Below are 19,383 nucleotides of genomic sequence, written 5' to 3'. Positions count from 1 at the left end.
ATCCCTGGCGAACCATTTGTGGCCGGTGCCTCAGGGGGCCTCGGAGGTCCGCTGAGCGGGAGGCGCGGCCGGGGCGGCGGGCGTGGCCGCAGGCGCCGGTGCCGGCTGCTGCTGCTGCCGTGCCGCGCCCTCGCCCAGCGCGATCGACTTCGCGGTGTTGGAGACGGCCTTGATGCCCAGGTAGGCGGTGGTCATGCTGCTCACCGCGGTGAAGGCGGCGGTGAGGACGCCGACGATCACCGACCTGTCCCCACCGAGCCGCCACACCCCGAAGATCGCGACCCCGGCGATGGCCAGATTGCTGATCACCACGGCCAGCAGCCCGTACCGGGCCCGGCTCTTCTCCAACTCGGCGTCCCCCATGGCCCCGGAAGGTAGCGCCCGGGGGGCGCGGTGCCAAGCCGGTCACCGCACGTCGACGTAGTCCTCCCGGCCGTCGCCGACGAAGTGCTTGCTGTCGGGGTACAGGAAGACGGGCACCCAGGTGCCGTCCTGCGTCGCCTTGAACCCCTTGCTGAAGGAGCCGTTGGTCTGCGTGGTGACGGTGGCCATCAGGTACCAGGTGGTCTTGCCCTTGGGCCGGAAGAGGATCTGCACCTTCTTGCCGCCGTACGCCTTCCAGGTCGTACTGCCGACCTTGAGCTCCTGGAGCACGCCCTTCACCGTGATCGTGCGGCCCTTGGTCACCGGCTCGGGGGACGCGTTGGCGTCCTTGATCCGGGTGAGGGCGCGGTTGCGGCGCAGGGCGGTGCTGAGGGTGCCCTTGATGTCCTTGGTGGAGGAACCGCCGTAGTGCAGGCGCCAGTAGCCGTCGGTGTAGCCCGGCAGCTTCTCGACCGTGAACTGGGAGCCGAAGCCGGTCTTGACGGTCTTCTTCGTGCTCCAGCCGGTCTGGCCGTCGGCCGAGTACTGGATGTCGACACTGGCCTGGTCGCTGGTGTCGCGGCCGATCAGGTCGAGGGTGCCGTTCACGGTCACCTGGGCGTACTTGTCCAGGGACGCCGTGAAGCCGGAGAACTTCGTCGTCGCGGTGACGGCGACGGTGACGTCCGCGGTCGTGGTGCGCTGGATGAAGGGGTTGTACGGGTACGGCTGGAAGGCCACCTCGAAGACGCTCGTGCTGCCCCAGGGGGACTTCACGAAGGAGAAGCGGCCGTTCGCGTCGGTCGTCGCGTCGACGGGGTTGCAGGTGGTGCAGTCCTTGTAGTCCATCTCCAGCGGGATGCCGGACAGCGGCTTCCACTCGTCGCCGTACTGGTACTGGAGGGTGCCGGTGACGTCGACCTTGTCGCCCGCGGTGACGTGGAAGCTGCTCTTGTCGAGGACGAACCGGGTCGGCGCGGCCTGCGGCCTGACGTCGACCCAGGGGACGGTGGCGAAGCCCAGGTCGCCGTTGTACTGGGCGAAGGTCCAGCCGCCCGACGTCGTCTCGTCGGAGGCGGCGAAGTGGCCGGCCTCGTCCGTGACGACGGTCGTGTCCTGGTTCTCGTCGAACGTGAGGTCCACGGTGGCGCCGGGCAGCGGCACGGTCTCGCGGGTGCTGGGGTCGCGGACGACCATGTCGCCGGTGGCGGTGACCGTGCGGTGCTCGATGTCCGGCTCGGTCGGCGTGACGGCGAAGCCGGTGATGACGGGCTGCTTCTGGTAGTGCAGGGTGCCCGCGTTCTGCTGGACGGTGGTCTCGCCGCTGCTGTCGGTGGCCTCGACGTCGACCGTGTAGTCGCCGAGCGTGTCCAGGTGGATGGGCTGGGAGGCCCAGATCCCCTCCCACGAGCTGACGTAGTACTTCTTCGTGAAGTCGGTGATCGTGGCCACCGGCGGGTCCGACTCGCTGCCGCCGACCGGGCGGAGCGTCGCGGTGACCTTGTCGATGTCGCCGCTGTAGTTGAGGCGTACGTCGAGGACCGACCAGTCGGCCGAGTCGCTGTACGCGTCCTCCACGTTCGGCCCGGCGGCATGGGCGGTGCCGGGCAGGGCAAGGGTGCCGACCAGCACGGCACCGACCGTGACCAGCCCTCTGGCGATGTGTCTCAAGAACCCCCCTCAGGTCCCCTGTGGACGACGAAACCCCCCTCCGGATGTCCGGTAGGGGGGTTTCGTGCTTGTGGCTGGGGCCGGGGTCGAACCGGCGACCTATCGCTTTTCAGGCGATCGCTCGTACCAACTGAGCTACCCAGCCACGAGGTCTCCGAGGAAACCTCAGCGGTCCTGACGGGATTTGAACCCGCGGCCTCCACCTTGACAGGGTGGCGAGCACTCCAAACTGCTCCACAGGACCAAGCTGTGTGGGCGACCACCAGTGTCGCACACGGTTTTGCGTGCCCCCAACGGGATTCGAACCCGTGCTACCGCCTTGAAAGGGCGGCGTCCTAGGCCGCTAGACGATGAGGGCTATCGGCCCGCCTGGGCGCTTCTCAGCGCGTCGGGGACGTGAGAAGCATATGGGATGGCGGGAGGTATCGCCAAAACGGTTTACGGGGTGGAGCCGGAGGGTGCTGAAGGGGCGGGAGTGGAAGGGGCGGCTCCCGGTTTGTTCTCCTGGGACAGGTGGCGGGTGACCTCCGCCGTCGTCTCGCCCAGACCGCCCAGCTTGATGGAGTCCCAGGCCTGGAGGCGGCGGGTGTCGCGGTCGAAGTAGAGGATCGAGGCCTCGATGGGGGCCGGGTACTTGTGCTCCAGGGCGCGCAGGCCGCTGCCGCCCGTCGAGCCCTCCATGCGCAGCCGGGTGCCGCGCGGGAGGATCTCGTCGCCCTCGTGGTGGAGGTGGCCGCACAGGACCAGCGGCACCTCGCCGTCGACCTCGCGGGCCGCCGACGGCTCATGGACCATGGCCACGTCGACGGGGGTCCCCGCGCTCTTCTGGTCGCTCAGGGCGGTCGCCAGGCGGTCGCCGGCCAGTTCCTCCGACTGGGCGGCTCCGAGGACCTTCGAGCGGTCGGGGGTGAACTGCGGATCGCCCATGCCCGCGAAGCGCAGGCCCCCGACCGTCTCCGCCCGTCCGCCGTCCAGTACGTGCACGTTCTTCATGCGCTCCAGATAGCGCTGCGTGATGTCCGAGTCGTGGTTGCCGCGGACCCAGACGTACGGCGCTCCCAGGTCGGCGATCGGGTCGAGGAAGCCGTTCTCCGCCGCCGAGCCGTGGTCCATCGTGTCGCCCGTGTCGACGATCACGTCGACCTTGTACTGGTCCACCAGCGACGCGATGATCTTCCAGCTCGCGGGGTTGAGGTGGATGTCCGAGACGTGCAGCACGCGGACGGTGGTCGGGTCCGGCTGGTAGGCGGGGAGCGTGGACGTGACGTCGTAGAGCTTCGTCACATTGGTCACCAGGCGGGCCAACTCCTTCTGGTAGACGTCGAATTCGGTGACGATGTTGCGGGCGTTGCCGACCAGCGAGGGCGCGGAGGAGAGGAGGCCCGAGTACTTCGGTTCGAGGACGGACTCGGGGTTCCAGGTCGCGTACACCGAGGCTCCGCAGGCCATCAGGAGGGCCAGGGCCGTGCCGCCGGCGGCGAGGGCGCGGCGGGGGCGGCGGTAGACCGCGAGGCCCAGGGCCGTGGCTCCCGAGACGACGGCGACGCAGGAGCGCAGGGCCAGGTCGAGGGTGCCGTGCTCGACGTCGTGGGCGACCTCGTCCTGGAGGCCGGTCAGGCGTTCGGGATGGTCCACCAGGGCCTGGGCGCGGACCGGGTCGAGTTGGTCGACGTTCACGTCCAGGCGCAGTGGTGCGTGGTGGCTGTTCAGGTGCAGGGCGCCGAGCGGCGAGATGTTGATCTTCGTGCCGCCGCTGAGGGAGGGGCGCAGGGTCATCGTCGTGTCCATGGGGCCGACCGGGACCCGGACGTTTCCGACGATCAGCAGCCCCAGCCAGGCGCCGAGCAGGACCACGGCTGCCAGACCCAGGGCGCGGGGCCAGGGGTGCGGCTGCCGGACCAGTTCGAGGGTCGGGTGGGGACGGCGTGCGCGGTAGTGGCGGGCGAGGGTGCGCGGGGACTTGCGTACCCGGTTCAGGACGGTGGCGGCGATGGCGGGGACGCGGGCCATTGGTCCCGTATGCCCAAGTGCGGGCATGGATATGCGAGCGGGTTCATGACTCTCGTACGGACGGGACGTGGCCGACAATGGGCCTGTGCTGGAGATGACGCGCGAGGAGTTCGAGGAACTGGTCGCCGAGGCGCTCGACCGGATCCCGCCGGAGCTGACGCGGCTGATGGACAACGTCGCGGTGTTCGTGGAGGACGAGCCGCCGGCGGACGATCCCGAGCTGCTCGGGCTCTACGAGGGGACTCCGCTGACGGACCGGGGTGAGTGGTACGCCGGGGTACTGCCGGACCGCATCACCATTTACCGGGGGCCGACGCTCAGGATGTGCGCGTCGCGGGAGGACGTCGTCGCGGAGACCGAGGTGACCGTGGTGCACGAGATCGCGCACCACTTCGGGATCGACGACGCCCGGTTGCATGCCCTGGGATACGGGTGAGCGGGGCGCGTGTCCTCTTGTGGGCGGCGGGAGTTGGGCAGGTTGACTCCTTCCCCCGCCTCGGAGGTGGCTTCCCGTGCGCCGCTTGTACGTACCCGTCCGTCTGGCTGCCACGGTCATGGCCGTCGCCGCTGCCGCCGGCTGCATGAGCGTGGGGGAGGACGGGGGAGGCGGCAGCGCCAAGCCGTCGCACTCCGCCGGGCAGCGGGGCGGTGAGGCGCCCGACGGCGGGTCGGGCCTGTCCGGCAGGGGCGTCGGTGCGGGCGTCGCCGACGGCAAGCACAAGGGCGGCAAGCGGGAGAAGGGGAAGGACGGGGAGTCGGCCTCCCCCTCGGCCTCGCCGTCCGCGGGGGACGGCCGGTCCGCCCCTCCGGCGGGCAAGCCCGGCAAGAGCGAGAAGCCCGGGGTCCCCGCGCCGACGGTCGCCTCGCCGACTCCGACGCACACGGCCGAGCCGCAGCCGACGCCGACCGAGCAGCCGACCCCCGCCTCGCCGGAGCCGACGGTCGCCGAGCCGTCCTCGTCGGCGCACGAGGAGACCTCGCCGCAGCTGGCGGAGCGGGAGCCGGCGCCGACGGCGGGGTCGCCCGCGTAGGGACGTGACGAGCGTCTCGGTGACTTGGTTTGCCTTGGGGTGTGCAGGGTGCGTATGGTGGTAGATCGTTTGATCCCATTGCCCGGCGCCATTGCAGAGAGCGCCGCGTGGCGCGTTCTCTCCCTTGCCGTGGCTGACCGCATTGAGGCGGTCGTATTGCGAAATCACGGAGTTGACGGGCGCGTGCCGACGAGACTCCGGAAGGTTTCGCTTACGCATGTCCATTTCCAGTACTGATCACATCGTCGTGCCCGAGAACGAGGGCACCGAAGATGCTCCCGAGGTCACCTTCGCGGACCTCGGTCTCCCCGAGGGCGTCGTGCGCAAGCTGGCGCAGAACGGTGTGACCACCCCCTTCCCGATCCAGGCCGCGACCATCCCGGACGCCCTGGCCGGCAAGGACATCCTCGGCCGTGGCCGCACCGGCTCCGGCAAGACCCTCTCCTTCGGTCTGCCGACCCTGGCGCGTCTCGCCGGCGGCCGCACCGAGAAGCACAAGCCCCGCGCGGTCATCCTCACCCCGACCCGTGAGCTCGCGATGCAGGTCGCGGACGCCCTCCAGCCCTACGGCGACGTCGTCGGCCTGAAGATGAAGGTCGTCTGCGGCGGTACGTCGATGGGCAACCAGATCTACGCCCTCGAGCGCGGCGTCGACATCCTCGTCGCCACCCCGGGCCGACTGCGCGACATCATCAACCGCGGCGCCTGTTCCCTGGAGAACGTCGAGGTCGCCGTCCTCGACGAGGCCGACCAGATGTCCGACCTGGGCTTCCTGCCCGAGGTCACCGAGCTGCTCGACCAGGTCCCGGCCGGCGGCCAGCGGATGCTGTTCTCCGCGACCATGGAGAACGAGATCTCCACCCTGGTCAAGCGCTACCTGGTCGACCCGGTCTCGCACGAGGTCGACAGCGCCCAGGGCAACGTCACGACGATGTCCCACCACATCCTGATCGTGAAGCCCAAGGACAAGGCGCCGGTCACCGCGGCCATCGCCTCCCGCAAGGGCCGCACCATCATCTTCGTCCGCACCCAGCTGGGCGCCGACCGCATCGCCGAGCAGCTGCGCGAGGCCGGGGTGAAGGCCGACGCGCTGCACGGCGGCATGACCCAGGGCGCGCGCACCCGCACGCTGGCCGACTTCAAGGACGGCTACGTCAACGCGCTCGTCGCCACCGACGTCGCCGCCCGCGGCATCCACGTCGACGGCATCGACCTGGTCCTGAACGTCGACCCCGCCGGTGACCACAAGGACTACCTGCACCGCGCGGGCCGTACCGCTCGCGCCGGCCGCACCGGCACCGTCGTCTCCCTCTCCCTCCCGCACCAGCGCCGGCAGATCTTCCGGCTCATGGAGGACGCGGGCGTCGACGCCGGCCGTCACATCATCAACTCCGGTACGGCCTTCGAGCCCGAGGTCGCCGAGATCACCGGCGCCCGCTCGATGACCGAGGTCCAGGCCGAGTCCGCGGGCAACGCGGCGCAGCAGGCCGAGCGTGAGGTCGCGCACCTCACCAAGCAGCTGGAGCGGGCGCAGCGCCGCGCGGCCGAGCTGCGCGAGGAGGCCGACCGCCTGGTCGCCCGGGTCGCCCGCGAGCGCGGCGAGGACCCGGAGGCCGCGGTGGCCGAGGCGCAGGCGGCGGTGGCCGAGGCCGCCGTCGAGGCGGCCGAGGTGTCGGTGCCCGAGCAGCCCGCCGCGCAGGACGTCGACCGGGCGCAGGCGCCGTCGTCGTACGAGCGTCGTGAGCGTCGTGACAACGACCGTGGCGGCTTCCGCCGTGACGACCGCCGTGACGACCGCGGTGGCCGTTCCTTCGAGCGCCGGGACAACGACCGGGGCGACCGGGGCGGGTTCAACCGCGACCGTGACCGTGGGTTCGAGCGTCGTGACAACGACCGTGGCGGCTTCCGCCGTGACGACCGTCGGGACGACCGTGGCGGCCGTACCTTCGAGCGTCGTGACGACCGTGGTGGCCGTGGGTTCGAGCGTCGTGACAACGACCGTGGCGGTTTCCGCCGTGACGACCGTCGGGACGACCGTGGTGGGCGTTCCTTCGAGCGTCGTGACGACCGTGGTGGCCGTGGGTTCGAGCGCCGTGACAACGACCGTGGCGGGTTCCGTCGCGACGACCGTCCGGCCGGCCGTTCCTTCGAGCGCCGTGACGAGCGCGGTGGGCACCGCGGCAGCGACCGTCCCTTCAACCGGGACCGTCAGGGCGACCGCCCGGGCTTCCGCTCCGGCGGCCACGAGCGCCCCTACGGCCGCCGTGACGACCACCGCGGCACCGGCGGCAGCTCCTCCTTCGGCCGCCGCGAGGACAAGCCGCGCTGGAAGCGCAACGGCTGACGCCGGGTGAACTGAGCGAGGGCCCGTACGACTTCGGTCGTACGGGCCCTTCGCATGTTCCGTCGGATGTGCCGGACGCCGGAGGTCCGCGCAAAGGTCTACGGCGTCCGGGAAGCGGCGTACGAGACGGCCGCCGGCGTCGGCGGGAGCGCCGGTGACGGGAAGAACGGGCTGGTCGTGCGGGACACCGCGGTGCGCCTTCGCCGCAACGGCCGCACGGGCAATGGTTCCTGCGGCGGGCGGCTGCGGATCGATGGCGTCGGGCAGGCCGGCAGGGGCATTTTTTGGCCATGCTGTGATGCATGTCACGCCTCTGGCGAGGGAATCGCTGGGGGCATGACAGATGACGCCATAGCGAGCGGGAAGTCGGGACCCTCCGACTCGGGGTTGTCCGACGAAGAACGGCTTGCCCAGCTCGGCTACACGCAGGTCCTTGCCCGCCGCATGTCGGCGTTCTCCAACTACGCGGTCTCCTTCACGATCATCTCGGTCCTCTCCGGCTGTCTCACCCTCTATCTGTTCGGCATGAACACGGGCGGCCCCTCGGTGATCACCTGGGGCTGGGTCGCCGTAGGCCTGATGACCTTGTTCGTCGGCCTGTCGATGGCCGAGATCTGTTCGGCGTACCCGACCTCGGCGGGCCTGTACTTCTGGGCCCACCGCCTGGCGCCCCCGCGTTCGGCCGCCGCCTGGGCGTGGTTCACGGGCTGGTTCAACGTGCTGGGCCAGGTGGCCGTGACCGCGGGCATCGACTTCGGCGCCGCGTCCTTCCTGGGCGCGTATCTGAACCTGCAGTTCGACTTCAAGGTCACACCGGGCCGTACCGTCCTGCTCTTCGCGGCGATCCTGCTGCTGCACGGTCTCCTGAACACCTTCGGCGTGAAGATCGTCGCGCTTCTCAACGACATCAGCGTGTGGTGGCACGTGCTCGGCGTCGGCGTCATCGTCGGCGCGCTGGCCTTCGTGCCGGACCACCACCAGTCGGCGTCCTTCGTGTTCACGAAGTTCGTGAACAACACGGGCTGGGGCAGCGGGGTGTACGTGGTGCTCCTCGGCCTGCTGATGGCGCAGTACACCTTCACCGGCTACGACGCCTCCGCCCATATGACGGAGGAGACGCACGACGCGTCGACGGCCGGCCCAAAGGGCATCGTCCAGTCCATCTGGACGTCCTGGATAGCCGGCTTCGTGCTGCTGCTCGGCTTCACCTTCGCCATCCAGTCCTACGACAAGGAGCTCGCCTCGCCCACCGGCGCGCCGCCGGCCCAGATTCTGCTGGACGCCCTGGGCGCCACGGCGGGCAAGCTGCTGCTCCTGGTCGTCATCGGCGCGCAGCTGTTCTGCGGGATGGCCTCGGTGACGGCCAACAGCCGCATGATCTACGCCTTTTCACGCGACGGCGCGTTGCCCTTCTCGCGCGTGTGGCACACGGTGAGCCCGCGGACCAGGACGCCCGTGGCGGCGGTGTGGCTGGCGGCGGTCGGGGCGCTGCTCCTCGGCCTGCCGTATCTGATCAATGTGACGGCGTACGCGGCGGTGACGTCGATCGCCGTCATCGGCCTGTACATCGCGTACGTCATCCCGACGCTGCTGCGGGTGCGCAAGGGCGACGACTTCGCGCGGGGGCCGTGGCACCTGGGCCGCTGGTCGCGTCCGATCGGCATCGTCTCGGTGGTGTGGGTGGGCGTGATCACGGTCCTCTTCATGCTGCCCCAGGTCTCACCGGTCACCTGGGAGAGCTTCAACTACGCCCCGGTCGCGGTCCTGGTCGTCCTCGGCTTCGCGGCGGCGTGGTGGGGCGCCTCGGCCCGCCACTGGTTCCTCAACCCGGGCCACGAACGCACGCGGGCCAGGGAGGCTGCCCGCGTGGCGGCCTCCGGGGACGCTTCCGCGGGAGCCCCCGAAAAGGTCGATCCCTGACACTCCGGCTGGATCTTCGCCTCCGGACACGGCCGTGTCCCCGATACCCGATCGGAGACGCGGCCGTGTCCGGCTATGCTCGGGGAGGCAACATCGCCAGGGGCCCTTAGCTCAATTGGCAGAGCAGTGGACTTTTAATCCATTGGTTGTGGGTTCGAGTCCCACAGGGCCTACCGGTGTTGGTCGGGGGATACGCCCTCCGACCTGCCATACAGCGCTCGGGCCGGCTTCGGCCGGCTCGGGCGCTGACTCGTTTTCGGGGCAGCGTGAGCGGGCGGGCCGACGCTGACTTTCGTCGGTGTGCGGACGGTGTCCGGCTACCGAAGTCGCCGTGGGTTCAGCACTTCGGACGCTGACCGGTTCGGCTCGGCGCTCCTCGGCGGACATCCGACGGCGGGCGACTCCCGGGGCGTGTGACGCCGGCCGCGGGGTTTTCGCCGCGAGAACACATGCGAGATCACGACACCTGGCGCGCTGCCGTCCGTTTTGGGGTATTTACCACTAATCTCCGGTTGCAACAAGGAGTTGATCTGTCACAGGTCGCATCCACTTCGCTCCACCGGAGATGACATGCACAAGCTTCGCAAGGCCGCCGTCCTGGTCGCCGCCCTCGGGACTGTCGGGCTTCTGAGCGCCGGCGGCGCCCACGCCGACGGTGGCGTCGGTGTCCAGCAGAGCACCACCTGCAGGTCGCACGACCTGAACATCAGCGTCCTCGGTGAGGTCGGCCTCATCAACGGCCTGTTGGGCAACGCGCTCAACGGCGAGGGCAACACGGGGGCGCAGAGCACCTCCGAGGGCTCGGACATGGGCTGCAGCAACGCCTTCGGCAAGTAAGTCGCGGACGGCTGCTGCCGGATGAACGGCCTGCTGGGTGAGCGCCCAGCAGGCCGTGGCCGTTCACCGTGGCCTGCTGGGCGGGGGTTCGTTACTTGGACGCCGGCGGAGTGACGTTCCCGAGGCTGAAGTCACTCCCCGTCGTGAAAGCGGGGGCCGCGTCCGGGCTGCCGTGGCGCCCGCTGCGGCTGTCGTCGTCGTAGGCCACGGCGTTGGACTGGGAGTTGGCCACCGCGGTGACGCCCTCGTCGTCGTCGTGGCCGTGGTCGTGGGCGAAGCTGACGCCGGCGCCGAAGGCGGACAGGCCCGCGATCGCTGCGGCTACGACGGCAACGCGCTGGAACTTGCGCATGGTTAGACCCTTTCTTACCCGGGCGCGACGCCCTGGCTGGCTACGTATTGTGACAATATATGCACTGATAGTAGTCATTTGGGATCTTGCGGTTGTCCGCGCGCCGTGTCGTTTTTCGTGCGATCCTCAGCCGCGGCGGCGGCCGACGTAGTCCATGACGGAGCCGGCCTGCTTGATGTCCGGGTCGTTGGTGAGGCCGGAGGGTTCGAAACGGGTCCCGACGTAGTCCGCCACGAGGATGTCGAGCGGGACGCCGTGCTGCAGGCCCCGGGTGACGGTCGAGGAGAAGGCGTCCATCATGCCCGCGAGCGTGGAGCCCTGCTTGGCCATGCGCACCGTCACCCCGGCCACGCGGCCGTCGGGGGCGTGCGCGACGGTGAGGTATCCCTTGCCCTCGCCGACGCTGAATGACCGGGTCGTCGACCGCATACGCCTCGCGGGGCGCGGTACGGCGGGCCGGGCCGCCGCCCGCGTCTCGCCGGCCGCCCGTGTCGTACCGTCCCAGAATCGCTCAGTCATGAACGCCCTCACTCGTCGTCGATCCGCGCTGTCCCGGACATGCGTGGCTCAATTCCGCAGGGTTGCGCCCTTGTACACAATCTGTGGGCACCAACTCGCCTTCGGCCACAACATGTTGGGGTTGAAGATAGGGGTGGGAGGGCGGAGAAACGGTTGTGGCACGCCGGAAGAGGGGGCGGCCCGCAGTAAGTTGGGCCGAGGTCCGGTCTGCGCACCTGTGTGGTCCCAGCGGCCCGACTGCGCGCGGGCTCGCCGGGGGCCGAGTTGCTGTGGGTGGGGCGGGCGAGTCGGCGTTGCCAGGTGCCGTCTGCGCCCGGGAGTTCGCCCTCGTCTGACCGGCGCGGATGGTGTAGTCCGCTGCGCCGCGCCGTGCGGGTGGGGCGCTTGGCGCGGCTGCATGGGGAAGGCCCGTGCGTGGGGTGAACAGCGGCTGCCCGGCACCTTGCGGTCATCGGCCCCACCCGGCCCGGGTCAGCCCGCGCTCAGCTCCGCGAGCGGCAGCGTGTGCTGGGTCTGGAGGACCTTCGCACGCAGGTAGCGGACGTTGTGGGCAGTGGTGAAGACCCCCGTGGGCACGCGGTCGCGGACGTCGACGCCCAGGTCGCGGAGCTGGGCCGCCTTGTCGGGGTTGTTGGACAGCAGGTCCAGGCTGTCGATGCCCAGGGCCCCCAGCATCTGCGCGGCCGCCGTGTAGTCGCGGTCGTCCTCGGGCAGCCCCAGGGCCGCGTTCGCCTCGTACGTGTCGAGGCCCTGGTCCTGGAGGGCGTAGGCGTCCAGCTTGTTGTACAGGCCGATGCCGCGCCCCTCCTGGCGCAGGTAGAGCAGCGCACCGCCGCGGTCCGCGATCCGCTCCACCGCCTCCCGCAGCTGCGGACCGCAGTCGCAGCGGGCCGAGCCGAACACGTCGCCGGTCAGGCACTCGGAATGCAGGCGGACCAGAGGCGTTGTACCGGGAGCCGGGTCGCCCAGGACAACGGCCACGTGCTCCTGGCCGTCGGTCAGGCCGTGGAAGGTGACCAGTTCGGCGTCGACGCTGTAGCCGTCCTGGAAGCGCAGCGGCACCCGGACGCGGGCGCGCGGGGTGGCGGCGGGGAAGTCGGGCATGCGGGTCTCCGGGGTCGTCCATATCTGCTTCAGTTTTGAAGCAGCTGCATGGTGGGGAACCCTACCCCATGCTTTAAATTTGAAGCAACAGCTTTTCGGGATGCCCCGGGTTTCCGGGCTGCCTCAGGAACCCCTCAGGAACACGGTCCGGAGGAGCGGCGGCGCCAGGGAACCTCATCCGAGGTCGGGCGCTCCTCCTCCCGCTCCAGTGCCTGCACCACTCCCGAGAAGATCTCCTCCAGCTGCTCGACCTGCTGCGGGGTCAGCTGGTCGAAGAGCAGCGAACGCACGGTCTCCACATGCCCGGGCGCCGTCCGCTCCAGAACGGCCATTCCCTCGGCGGTCAGCATGGCGAAGCTGCTGCGCTTGTCCCACTGGCAGTCCTCGCGCCGGATCAGACCGTCCTTCTCCAGCCGGGTCACGGCATACGTCAGCCGGCTGCGTGTGATCTTCGCCCGCTCGGCGAGATCGGTCATGCGCAGCCTGCCGTCCGGCGCCTCGGAGAGGTTGGCCAGGATGGAGTAGTACAGATGCGGCATGCCGGCGTCCTGCTGGAGCTGCCGGTCGATGGCGTCCTCCAGGAGGTGCGTCGCCGCGATGTACGCGCGCCAGGCGCGCTGCTCCTTCTCCGTGAGCCAGCGAGTCGTCATGCCACCAGTGTAGGTTTGTTTCAAACTTTAACCAAGCGTCCAGATCGCAGCCCGTCGTCCCAGCCTGACCGCCGCCGAGAGTGAGCGCATCCGATGCCGTACCCGTACGTCCTGCTGTCCGCCGCCGTCTCCCTCGACGGCTACCTCGACGACACCGGCCCCGAGCGCCTCCTGCTCTCCAGCCCGGCGGACTTCGACCGCGTGGACGAGGTCCGTGCCTCCGTCGACGCGATCCTCGTCGGCGCCGGCACGATCCGCGCCGACAACCCGCGTCTGCTGGTCAACTCGCCCGAGCGCCGCGCCGCCCGCGTGGCGGCCGGACAGCCGGAGTACCCGCTCAAGGTCACGGTCAGCGGCTCCGGCGACCTGGACCCCGACGCCCATTTCTGGCACACGGGCGGCGAAAAGCTCGTCTTCACGACCGACAAGGGCGCCGAGCGCGCCCGCGCCCTCGGTATCGCCGCCGACCTCGTCCCGCTCGGCCCCGACCTCGACTGGCGCCGCCTCCTGGAGCATCTGCACGAGGTACGCGGCGTGCGGCGCCTGATGGTCGAGGGCGGCGGCACGATCCACACCCAGCTCCTCCAGCAGGGCCTCGCCGACGAACTCCAGCTGGTCCTGGCCCCCGTCTTCGTGGGCGACCCGGACGCCCCCCGTCTCTTCGGCCCCGGCGCCTACCAGCCCGGCCGCCTGCGCCTCACGGAAACCCGCCGTATCGAGGACGTGGTCCTCATGCGCTACGAGCCCACGGCCCCCGGCACCGGCCCGCTCCCCACCGCCGCCGACCACCACTGGCTGGCCCTCGCCTGCGACCTCGCGGCCGAGTGCCCGCCCTCGCGCACCGCCTTCAGCGTCGGCGCGGTGATCGTCGCCGCCGACGGCACGGAACTCGCCCGCGGTCACTCCCGCGAGGGCGACGACCCGGTCGTCCACGCCGAGGAGGCGGCCCTGGCCAAACTGGACCCGGCCGACCCGAGGCTGGCCACGGCGACGGTGTACAGCAGCCTGGAACCCTGCGCCCATCGCGCCTCCCGCCCCAAGCCCTGCGCACGACTGATCCTCGACGCGGGGGTACGGCGGGTGGTCACGGCCTGGCGCGAGCCGGACACGTTCGTCGCGGGGGCGGACGGGAGCGGGCTGCTGGCGGGGCGCGGGGTCGAGGTGGTCGTGCTGGAGGAGTACGCGGGGCGGGCAAAGGCGCCGAACGAGCATTTGCTGGGGTGACTTGAGGGGAGTGACTCGGTGGGGGTGACTTGGGGGGTGATCTTTCAGCGCCGGTCGGCATCTCTCAGCCCGTCCGGCGTTTGAGGACGAGGCCGTTCAGGCCGAAGGGGAGTCTGCGGGCGCAGCCCCCAGCACCGCCCACCACACCCCCCGCACCGGCCGATCGGCCCAACAGATCCTGCGCCCAACTCCGCGAACGGCGACGCTGACCGTACCGGCCGGAGGCGATCGCGGAGGTAGAGCCAGTGAGGTCAGTTCCCAGACGTGCGGCGGCAGTTCTCCTCGTCCTCCTGCTGACGGCGCTCGTCGCCTCCTGCGGCACCGACCCGGGCACCCGCACCATGGCGAGGGCGCTGCCCCCGGGCGCACCGTTCACCCACCCCGGTGTCCTCGTCAGCCAGGCCCAGCTGGACGTCGTACGCAAGAACGTCATCGCGGGCAAGCAGCCCTGGCTGCAGGCGTTCCTCGACATGCGGGACAGCAAGTACGGCTCGTACAAGTACACGGCCCAGCCGACCGCGATCGTCAACTGTCCCTGGGGCGGCAAGGGCGCGAAGGGCTGTCTGGAGGAGCGGCAGGACGCCATCGCCGCCTACACGCAGGCCCTCCTGTACAGCGTCACCGGTCAGCGTGAGCACGCCGCCAAGGCCCGGGAGATCATGGACGCCTGGTCGGCGCAGCTGAAGCGGCACACGGCGCAGGACGCCCAGCTGCAGTCCTCCTGGGCCGGGTCGACCTGGGCGCGGGCCGCGGAGATCATCCGGTACGCACCGGGCGCCGGCTGGCCCGCCGACCGGGTACGGCGGTTCGCGGCCATGCTGCGCACCGCCTACCTCCCCGAGGTCACCAGGGACCTTCCCGACTACAACGGCAACTGGGACCTCGCGATGACCGACGCCGCCATCGGGATCGCCGTCTTCACCGACGACCACAAGACCTTCGACGCCGCCGTCAAACGCTTCCGGGGCCTGGTGCCCGACTACTTCTACCTGCGCAAGGACGGCAAGATCCCGCTCACCCCGGCCGGCTCCGACGCCAACACCGTGCAGAAGCTGGAGACGTACTGGTTCAAGGAGACGAAGTTCGAGGACGGGATCGCACAGGAGACCTGCCGCAACTTCAAGCACGTCGGCTACTCCCTCGCCGCCACCGCGCACATCGCCGAGACCGCCTGGCACCAGGGCGTCGACCTGTACGGCGACGTCAAGGACCGGCTGAAGGCGGCCCTCGACTTCCACGCCCGCTACGAGATGGGGGAGAAGCCCCCGCGGTGGCTGTGCGGCGGCAGGGTCGTCGGGAACATGGGCCCCGACCTGGAGGTCGTCCTCAACCACCTGGAGAACCGGCTCGGCACCCCCGTCCCGGCCGCCCACAAGCTGGTCGCGCAGACCCGCCCGGCCGGCACCGACGACCTCTTCGTCTCCTGGGAGACGCTCACCCACGCGGACAACCCGGCCGCCTGACGCGGGCCCCGCGGGCCCTTACGGACACCGGAAAACCCAGGTGAGCGGGGGCGGACGCAAACCCTGGCGCAGACAGCCCCGCGGATGGCGTATGCTGGTTACACAACGACGCGGGGTGGAGCAGCTCGGTAGCTCGCTGGGCTCATAACCCAGAGGTCGCAGGTTCAAATCCTGTCCCCGCTACTCAAGGCTCAGGGCCGGAGTCCAGTCACTGGACTCCGGCCCTGAGTGTTTCCCCCGGTCGGGCCATCCGGCTCGCCCCGCGCCGCCGTCCCGGGAAACCTGGAGCGGTGGAGCACGAGGGGCCGATCTCATACGCACGCACCTTCGTGCGGCTGCTCCCGGCACTGCTGATCGTCGGCGGGGCCTGCTACGACTACCTCACCCCGTCGCGGTTCACGGCGGGCCCCCTCTTCACGGCGGCCCCCCTGGTCGCCGCCCCGCTGTACTCGCGCCGGGGCACCGTCCTCACCGGCGGCGCGACCGTCCTGGTCGTCACCGCGATCCACGCCGAGGTGGGCATCCTCCTCCAGGTCGAGGCGGTGACCGAGCTGGCCACCGTGGCGACGGTCTCGGTGCTGGCCGTCCTCATCAACCTCCTCGTCCGCCGCAGCAGCGAGGAGCTCGCCTCGCAGCGCGAGATCGCCGAGGCCGCCCAGCGCGCCGTGCTGCCCGAGCCCGCCGAGCGGATCGGAGGGTTCGCGATCGCGGCACGGTACGAGGCCGCGCAGGCGGACGCGTCCATCGGCGGCGACCTGTACGCCGTGCAGGACAGCCCGCACGGCGTACGGCTGGTCGTGGGCGACGTACGCGGAAAGGGGATGGGGGCGGTGGCCGCTGTGGCCGTCGTCATCGGGGCCTTCCGGGAGGCCGCCGAGCAGGAGGCCACGCTGGAGGCGGTCGCGCAGCGGCTGGACCGGGCGCTGGAGCGGGAGGCCGCGCGGCGCGCGGGGATCGAGCTGTTCGAGGGGTTCACGACCGCCGTGCTCGCCGAACTCCCGCACGGCGAGGGCGTCGTACGCATCGTCACCCGCGGCCACCCGCCCCCGCTGCTGCTGTGCCCCGACGGCACCGTGCGCACCCTGCACGCCCGCGAGCCCGCTCTGCCGCTCGGCATGGGCGGGCTCGGGAGCCGGCCCGACCGCGCGGAGGAGACGGCGTTCGGCAGCGGGGCCACGCTGCTGCTGTACACCGACGGACTGTCGGAGGCGCGGGACGAGCACGGGGTGTTCTTCGATCCGGCGGAACGACTCGCCGGCCGGGTCTTCCACGACCCCGCCGCGCTGCTCGTCACCCTCGCGCGGGAGGTGCGCAGGCATGCCGATGAGGCCATGACGGACGACATGGCGCTGCTCGCCGTAAGGCGCCCCTGAGCAGGTGCGGCCGGGCGCGACGAGGTGCGGCCGGTTGTGACCGGGTGTGATCGGGCGAACCCCCTCCGCATAACAACTGACAAACCGTCAATGTCCGTGGGATTCCTGAGGCGCGGTCAACTCGCCCGTTTTTCGCCGTTCATGCGCCGTACGTCCAGGTCGGAAAGGTTAATGATCAAGCGGAACACCTTGGAATCGGCACCCCGGGTCTATTAACGTTCGATAACGCAGCGCGGTCGTCCCAGCCGTCACAAGAGGCGGCTCCGTGCGCACGCGCCGAATCCCGCAAGGGAACCGGGGAACCACCACCCTGGGGTGAATCGCGCTGATACAGCCGTGGCAGCACGGCAGGTATACGCGCGTAGGAGACCTTCCTGCTCCGAACCCGTCAGCTAACCCGGTAGGCGAGAAGGAAGGAAAGGAGCACGCCCACGTGGCGTCCAACCCGCCTGCCCCGCAAGCCCCGTTCGTGCCGAGCACCGAGCCCTTCGGCTTCGCCGTCCGACGCACCGACGAGGGCCCCTGGGAGGAGTGGAATCCCACCGAGGACTCCATCGCCCCGGTACGCGGCCGGCACCGCGTCGCCAAGCAGCGCGGCGGGGGACTCGCCCGCAGCTCCACGGTCCTGGGCGTCGGCGTCATAGCCGCCGTCGGCGCGGGCGGCATGGCCAGCGCCAACACCGGCAAGCCGCCGGTGTCGATCTCCATGCCCGATCTCGCCTCCGTGGGCCATGTCTTCGACGGCGGCTCCGACGCCCCCAAGGGCTCCGCGACCGCGCTCAGCGATGTCGCCACCACCTCCGAGGGCAGCGCACAGGGTGCCAAGGGCGCCGGTGAGGCACTGCGCGACCGGATCATGGCGCAGGCCGAGTCGCAGCAGGTCCAGATCGACAGCAAGAGCCAGGCGGCCACCGAGGCGGCCCTCGCCAAGCAGATCGACGAAGCCGCCGCCGAGGCCGAGAAGGAGGCCGCGGCCAAGGCCGCCGCCGCGAAGGAGAAGGCGGAGGCGGACGCCAAGAAGGCCGCCGAGGCCGCGAAGCTCGCCGAGCTGGCCAAGCAGTTCAAGCTGCCGGTCGTGTCGTACACGATCACCGGCACCTTCGGTCAGGCCGGCTCCATGTGGTCCTCCGGCTACCACACGGGCCTCGACTTCGCCGCGCCCACGGGCACGCTCATCAAGGCCATCCACTCCGGCACCATCACACAGGCCGGCTGGGCGGGCTCGTACGGCTACCGCACGATCCTCACCCTCGACGACGGCACCGAGCTCTGGTTCTGCCACCAGTCGTCGATCAGCGTCAGCGTCGGCCAGAAGGTCAGCACGGGTGACGTCATCGGCCGCATCGGCGCCACCGGCAACGTGACCGGCCCGCACCTGCACCTCGAGGTCCACCTCGACGGCAATGCCACCGGCATCGACCCGATGACGTGGCTGCGCAGCAAGGGCCTCAACCCCTGACACCCGTACGCTCTCCGTCCGTACCCGGAGTGCCGTAGTCCGCTTGTTTACGGGATCTTTGCGCCCACTGCGGAAGAGCGGCCTCCTGGGCGGGCGTTGACGTAGACCATGACTTCTCCTTCTCTGCGCAAGCTGGGCTCCTCCGGCCTCGAGGTCTTCCCGCTCTCCCTCGGCGGCAACGTCTTCGGCTGGACCGCCGACGAGGCCACCTCCTTCGACGTGCTCGACGCGTACACGGCCGCCGGCGGCAACTTCGTCGACACCGCCGACTCCTATTCGTCGTGGGTCGACGGCAACCAGGGCGGCGAGTCCGAGACGATCATCGGCAAGTGGGTCAGGGCGCGCGGCAACCGCGACGACGTGGTCATCGCGACCAAGGTCAGCCAGCACCCAGAGTTCCAGGGCCTGTCCGCCGCGAACATCAAGGCCGCGGCCGAGGCGTCCCTGCGGCGCCTCGACACCGACTACATCGACCTCTACTACACCCACTTCGACAAGCCCGAGGTGCCGGTCGAGGAGATCATCGGCGCGCTCGACGAGCTGGTGAAGGCGGGCAAGGTCCGGCACATCGCCGCGTCCAACATCTCGCCCGACCGGCTCCGCGCCTCCCTGGAGTTCTCCGACCGCGAGGGCCTTGCCAAGTACGTGGCCCTGCAGCCGCACTACAACCTGGTCTCCCGCGACACGTACGAGGGCGAGCTGCAGGAAGTGGCCGCGCGCTACGGTCTGGCCGCCGTCCCGTACTTCTCCCTCGCCTCCGGCTTCCTCACCGGCAAGTACCGGCCCGGCGCGACGGTCGACAGCCCGCGGGCGGGCGGCGCGGCCAAGCACCTGGAGTCCGAGCGGGGGCAGCGGGTCCTGACCGCCCTCGACGAGATCGCCCAGGCCCATGACGCCCCGGTCGCCACGGTCGCCCTGGCCTGGCTCGCGGCCCAGCCGACGGTCGCCGCCCCGATCGCCTCCGCGCGGACGGTGGAGCAGCTCCCGGCGCTGCTCGCGGTGGGCGAACTGACGCTCACCGACACCGAGGTCGCCCGCCTGACGGAAGCGTCGGCCTGACCGC

17 protein-coding genes, 5 tRNA genes and 1 riboswitch are annotated in these 19,383 nt (G+C 70.4%); of the genes, 12 read left to right on the top strand and 10 right to left on the bottom strand.

Annotated elements, in window-relative coordinates; translation table 11 throughout:
* Positions 1–30: 30 nt before the first annotated feature.
* The 6 genes from ABT254_RS31380 to ABT254_RS31355 form a co-directional block, all read right to left on the bottom strand.
* A complete protein-coding gene (locus tag ABT254_RS31380) occupies positions 31–363 on the bottom strand; it encodes a hypothetical protein (RefSeq protein ID WP_351477372.1) in 333 nt (110 codons plus the stop codon).
* A gap of 42 nt (positions 364–405) precedes the next feature.
* Entirely contained in the window at positions 406–2,034 is a 1,629-nt protein-coding gene (locus ABT254_RS31375) for a hypothetical protein (RefSeq protein WP_351477369.1), read from the bottom strand.
* 71 nt (positions 2,035–2,105) lie between these two features.
* Positions 2,106–2,179, bottom strand: a tRNA-Phe gene (locus tag ABT254_RS31370).
* A 24-nt stretch (positions 2,180–2,203) separates the two neighbouring features.
* A tRNA-Asp gene (locus ABT254_RS31365) sits at positions 2,204–2,278 on the bottom strand.
* A 41-nt stretch (positions 2,279–2,319) separates the two neighbouring features.
* Positions 2,320–2,392: transfer RNA gene (locus ABT254_RS31360), tRNA-Glu, on the bottom strand.
* 80 nt (positions 2,393–2,472) lie between these two features.
* Positions 2,473–4,044: a metallophosphoesterase family protein gene (locus tag ABT254_RS31355; RefSeq protein WP_351477366.1), complete on the bottom strand. Its 1,572-nt coding sequence runs from the start codon at positions 4,042–4,044 to the stop codon at positions 2,473–2,475.
* Positions 4,045–4,129: 85 nt separating this feature from the next.
* Here ABT254_RS31355 and ABT254_RS31350 point away from each other — a divergent pair, with 85 nt between their 5' ends.
* From ABT254_RS31350 to ABT254_RS31325, 6 genes are all read left to right on the top strand, one after another.
* Positions 4,130–4,480 (top strand): metallopeptidase family protein, encoded by a 351-nt coding sequence (locus ABT254_RS31350; protein WP_013002436.1) that lies wholly within the window; start codon positions 4,130–4,132, stop codon positions 4,478–4,480.
* 76 nt (positions 4,481–4,556) lie between these two features.
* Positions 4,557–5,075, top strand: coding sequence for a hypothetical protein (locus ABT254_RS31345; protein WP_351477363.1), 519 nt, complete (start codon positions 4,557–4,559; stop codon positions 5,073–5,075).
* Positions 5,076–5,292: 217 nt separating this feature from the next.
* Complete coding sequence (locus tag ABT254_RS31340; RefSeq protein ID WP_351477360.1) at positions 5,293–7,419, top strand: DEAD/DEAH box helicase; 2,127 nt, start codon at positions 5,293–5,295, stop codon at positions 7,417–7,419.
* 336 nt (positions 7,420–7,755) lie between these two features.
* Positions 7,756–9,339, top strand: a complete 1,584-nt coding sequence (locus tag ABT254_RS31335) for an amino acid permease (protein ID WP_351477357.1) — start codon at positions 7,756–7,758, stop codon at positions 9,337–9,339.
* 100 nt (positions 9,340–9,439) lie between these two features.
* Positions 9,440–9,512 (top strand) — tRNA-Lys (locus tag ABT254_RS31330).
* Between the two features lie 397 nt (positions 9,513–9,909).
* Positions 9,910–10,176, top strand: coding sequence for a hypothetical protein (locus ABT254_RS31325; RefSeq protein WP_351477354.1), 267 nt, complete (start codon positions 9,910–9,912; stop codon positions 10,174–10,176).
* A 91-nt stretch (positions 10,177–10,267) separates the two neighbouring features.
* Here ABT254_RS31325 and ABT254_RS31320 read toward each other — a convergent pair whose 3' ends face one another.
* The 4 genes from ABT254_RS31320 to ABT254_RS31305 all read right to left on the bottom strand — a co-directional run bounded on the left by ABT254_RS31320 (position 10,268) and on the right by ABT254_RS31305 (position 12,801).
* Complete coding sequence (locus ABT254_RS31320) at positions 10,268–10,528, bottom strand: hypothetical protein (protein WP_351477351.1); 261 nt, start codon at positions 10,526–10,528, stop codon at positions 10,268–10,270.
* Positions 10,529–10,654: 126 nt separating this feature from the next.
* Positions 10,655–11,047 carry a TSCPD domain-containing protein gene (locus tag ABT254_RS31315; RefSeq protein ID WP_351477349.1) on the bottom strand — a complete coding sequence of 131 codons (393 nt, stop codon included), beginning with the start codon at positions 11,045–11,047 and terminating at the stop codon, positions 10,655–10,657.
* 471 nt (positions 11,048–11,518) lie between these two features.
* Complete coding sequence (locus tag ABT254_RS31310; RefSeq protein ID WP_351477346.1) at positions 11,519–12,151, bottom strand: GTP cyclohydrolase II; 633 nt, start codon at positions 12,149–12,151, stop codon at positions 11,519–11,521.
* 134 nt (positions 12,152–12,285) lie between these two features.
* Positions 12,286–12,801: a MarR family winged helix-turn-helix transcriptional regulator gene (locus ABT254_RS31305; protein ID WP_351477343.1), complete on the bottom strand. Its 516-nt coding sequence runs from the start codon at positions 12,799–12,801 to the stop codon at positions 12,286–12,288.
* Positions 12,802–12,894: 93 nt separating this feature from the next.
* Here ABT254_RS31305 and ABT254_RS31300 point away from each other — a divergent pair, with 93 nt between their 5' ends.
* From ABT254_RS31300 to ABT254_RS31275, 6 genes are all read left to right on the top strand, one after another.
* Positions 12,895–14,025, top strand: coding sequence for a dihydrofolate reductase family protein (locus ABT254_RS31300; protein ID WP_351477340.1), 1,131 nt, complete (start codon positions 12,895–12,897; stop codon positions 14,023–14,025).
* Positions 14,026–14,366: 341 nt separating this feature from the next.
* On the top strand, positions 14,367–15,488 hold the full coding sequence (locus ABT254_RS31295; protein ID WP_351477741.1) for an alginate lyase family protein: 1,122 nt from the start codon (positions 14,367–14,369) through the stop codon (positions 15,486–15,488).
* A 109-nt stretch (positions 15,489–15,597) separates the two neighbouring features.
* A tRNA-Met gene (locus tag ABT254_RS31290) sits at positions 15,598–15,671 on the top strand.
* A 107-nt stretch (positions 15,672–15,778) separates the two neighbouring features.
* Positions 15,779–16,861, top strand: a complete 1,083-nt coding sequence (locus tag ABT254_RS31285; protein ID WP_351477337.1) for a PP2C family protein-serine/threonine phosphatase — start codon at positions 15,779–15,781, stop codon at positions 16,859–16,861.
* A 264-nt stretch (positions 16,862–17,125) separates the two neighbouring features.
* Positions 17,126–17,283: riboswitch (cyclic di-AMP (ydaO/yuaA leader) on the top strand.
* A gap of 11 nt (positions 17,284–17,294) precedes the next feature.
* The gene (locus ABT254_RS31280) at positions 17,295–18,320 is read left to right on the top strand and encodes a M23 family metallopeptidase (RefSeq protein ID WP_351477334.1); all 1,026 of its coding nucleotides are present in this window, start codon (positions 17,295–17,297) and stop codon (positions 18,318–18,320) included.
* 108 nt (positions 18,321–18,428) lie between these two features.
* Positions 18,429–19,379: an aldo/keto reductase gene (locus ABT254_RS31275; RefSeq protein WP_351477331.1), complete on the top strand. Its 951-nt coding sequence runs from the start codon at positions 18,429–18,431 to the stop codon at positions 19,377–19,379.
* Positions 19,380–19,383: the final 4 nt, after the last annotated feature.

It is taken from the genome of Streptomyces sp. NPDC001137 (assembly GCF_040298885.1).
Taxonomy (GTDB): Bacteria; Actinomycetota; Actinomycetes; order Streptomycetales; family Streptomycetaceae; genus Streptomyces.
This window is presented reverse-complemented; position numbering and strand designations above follow the sequence as displayed.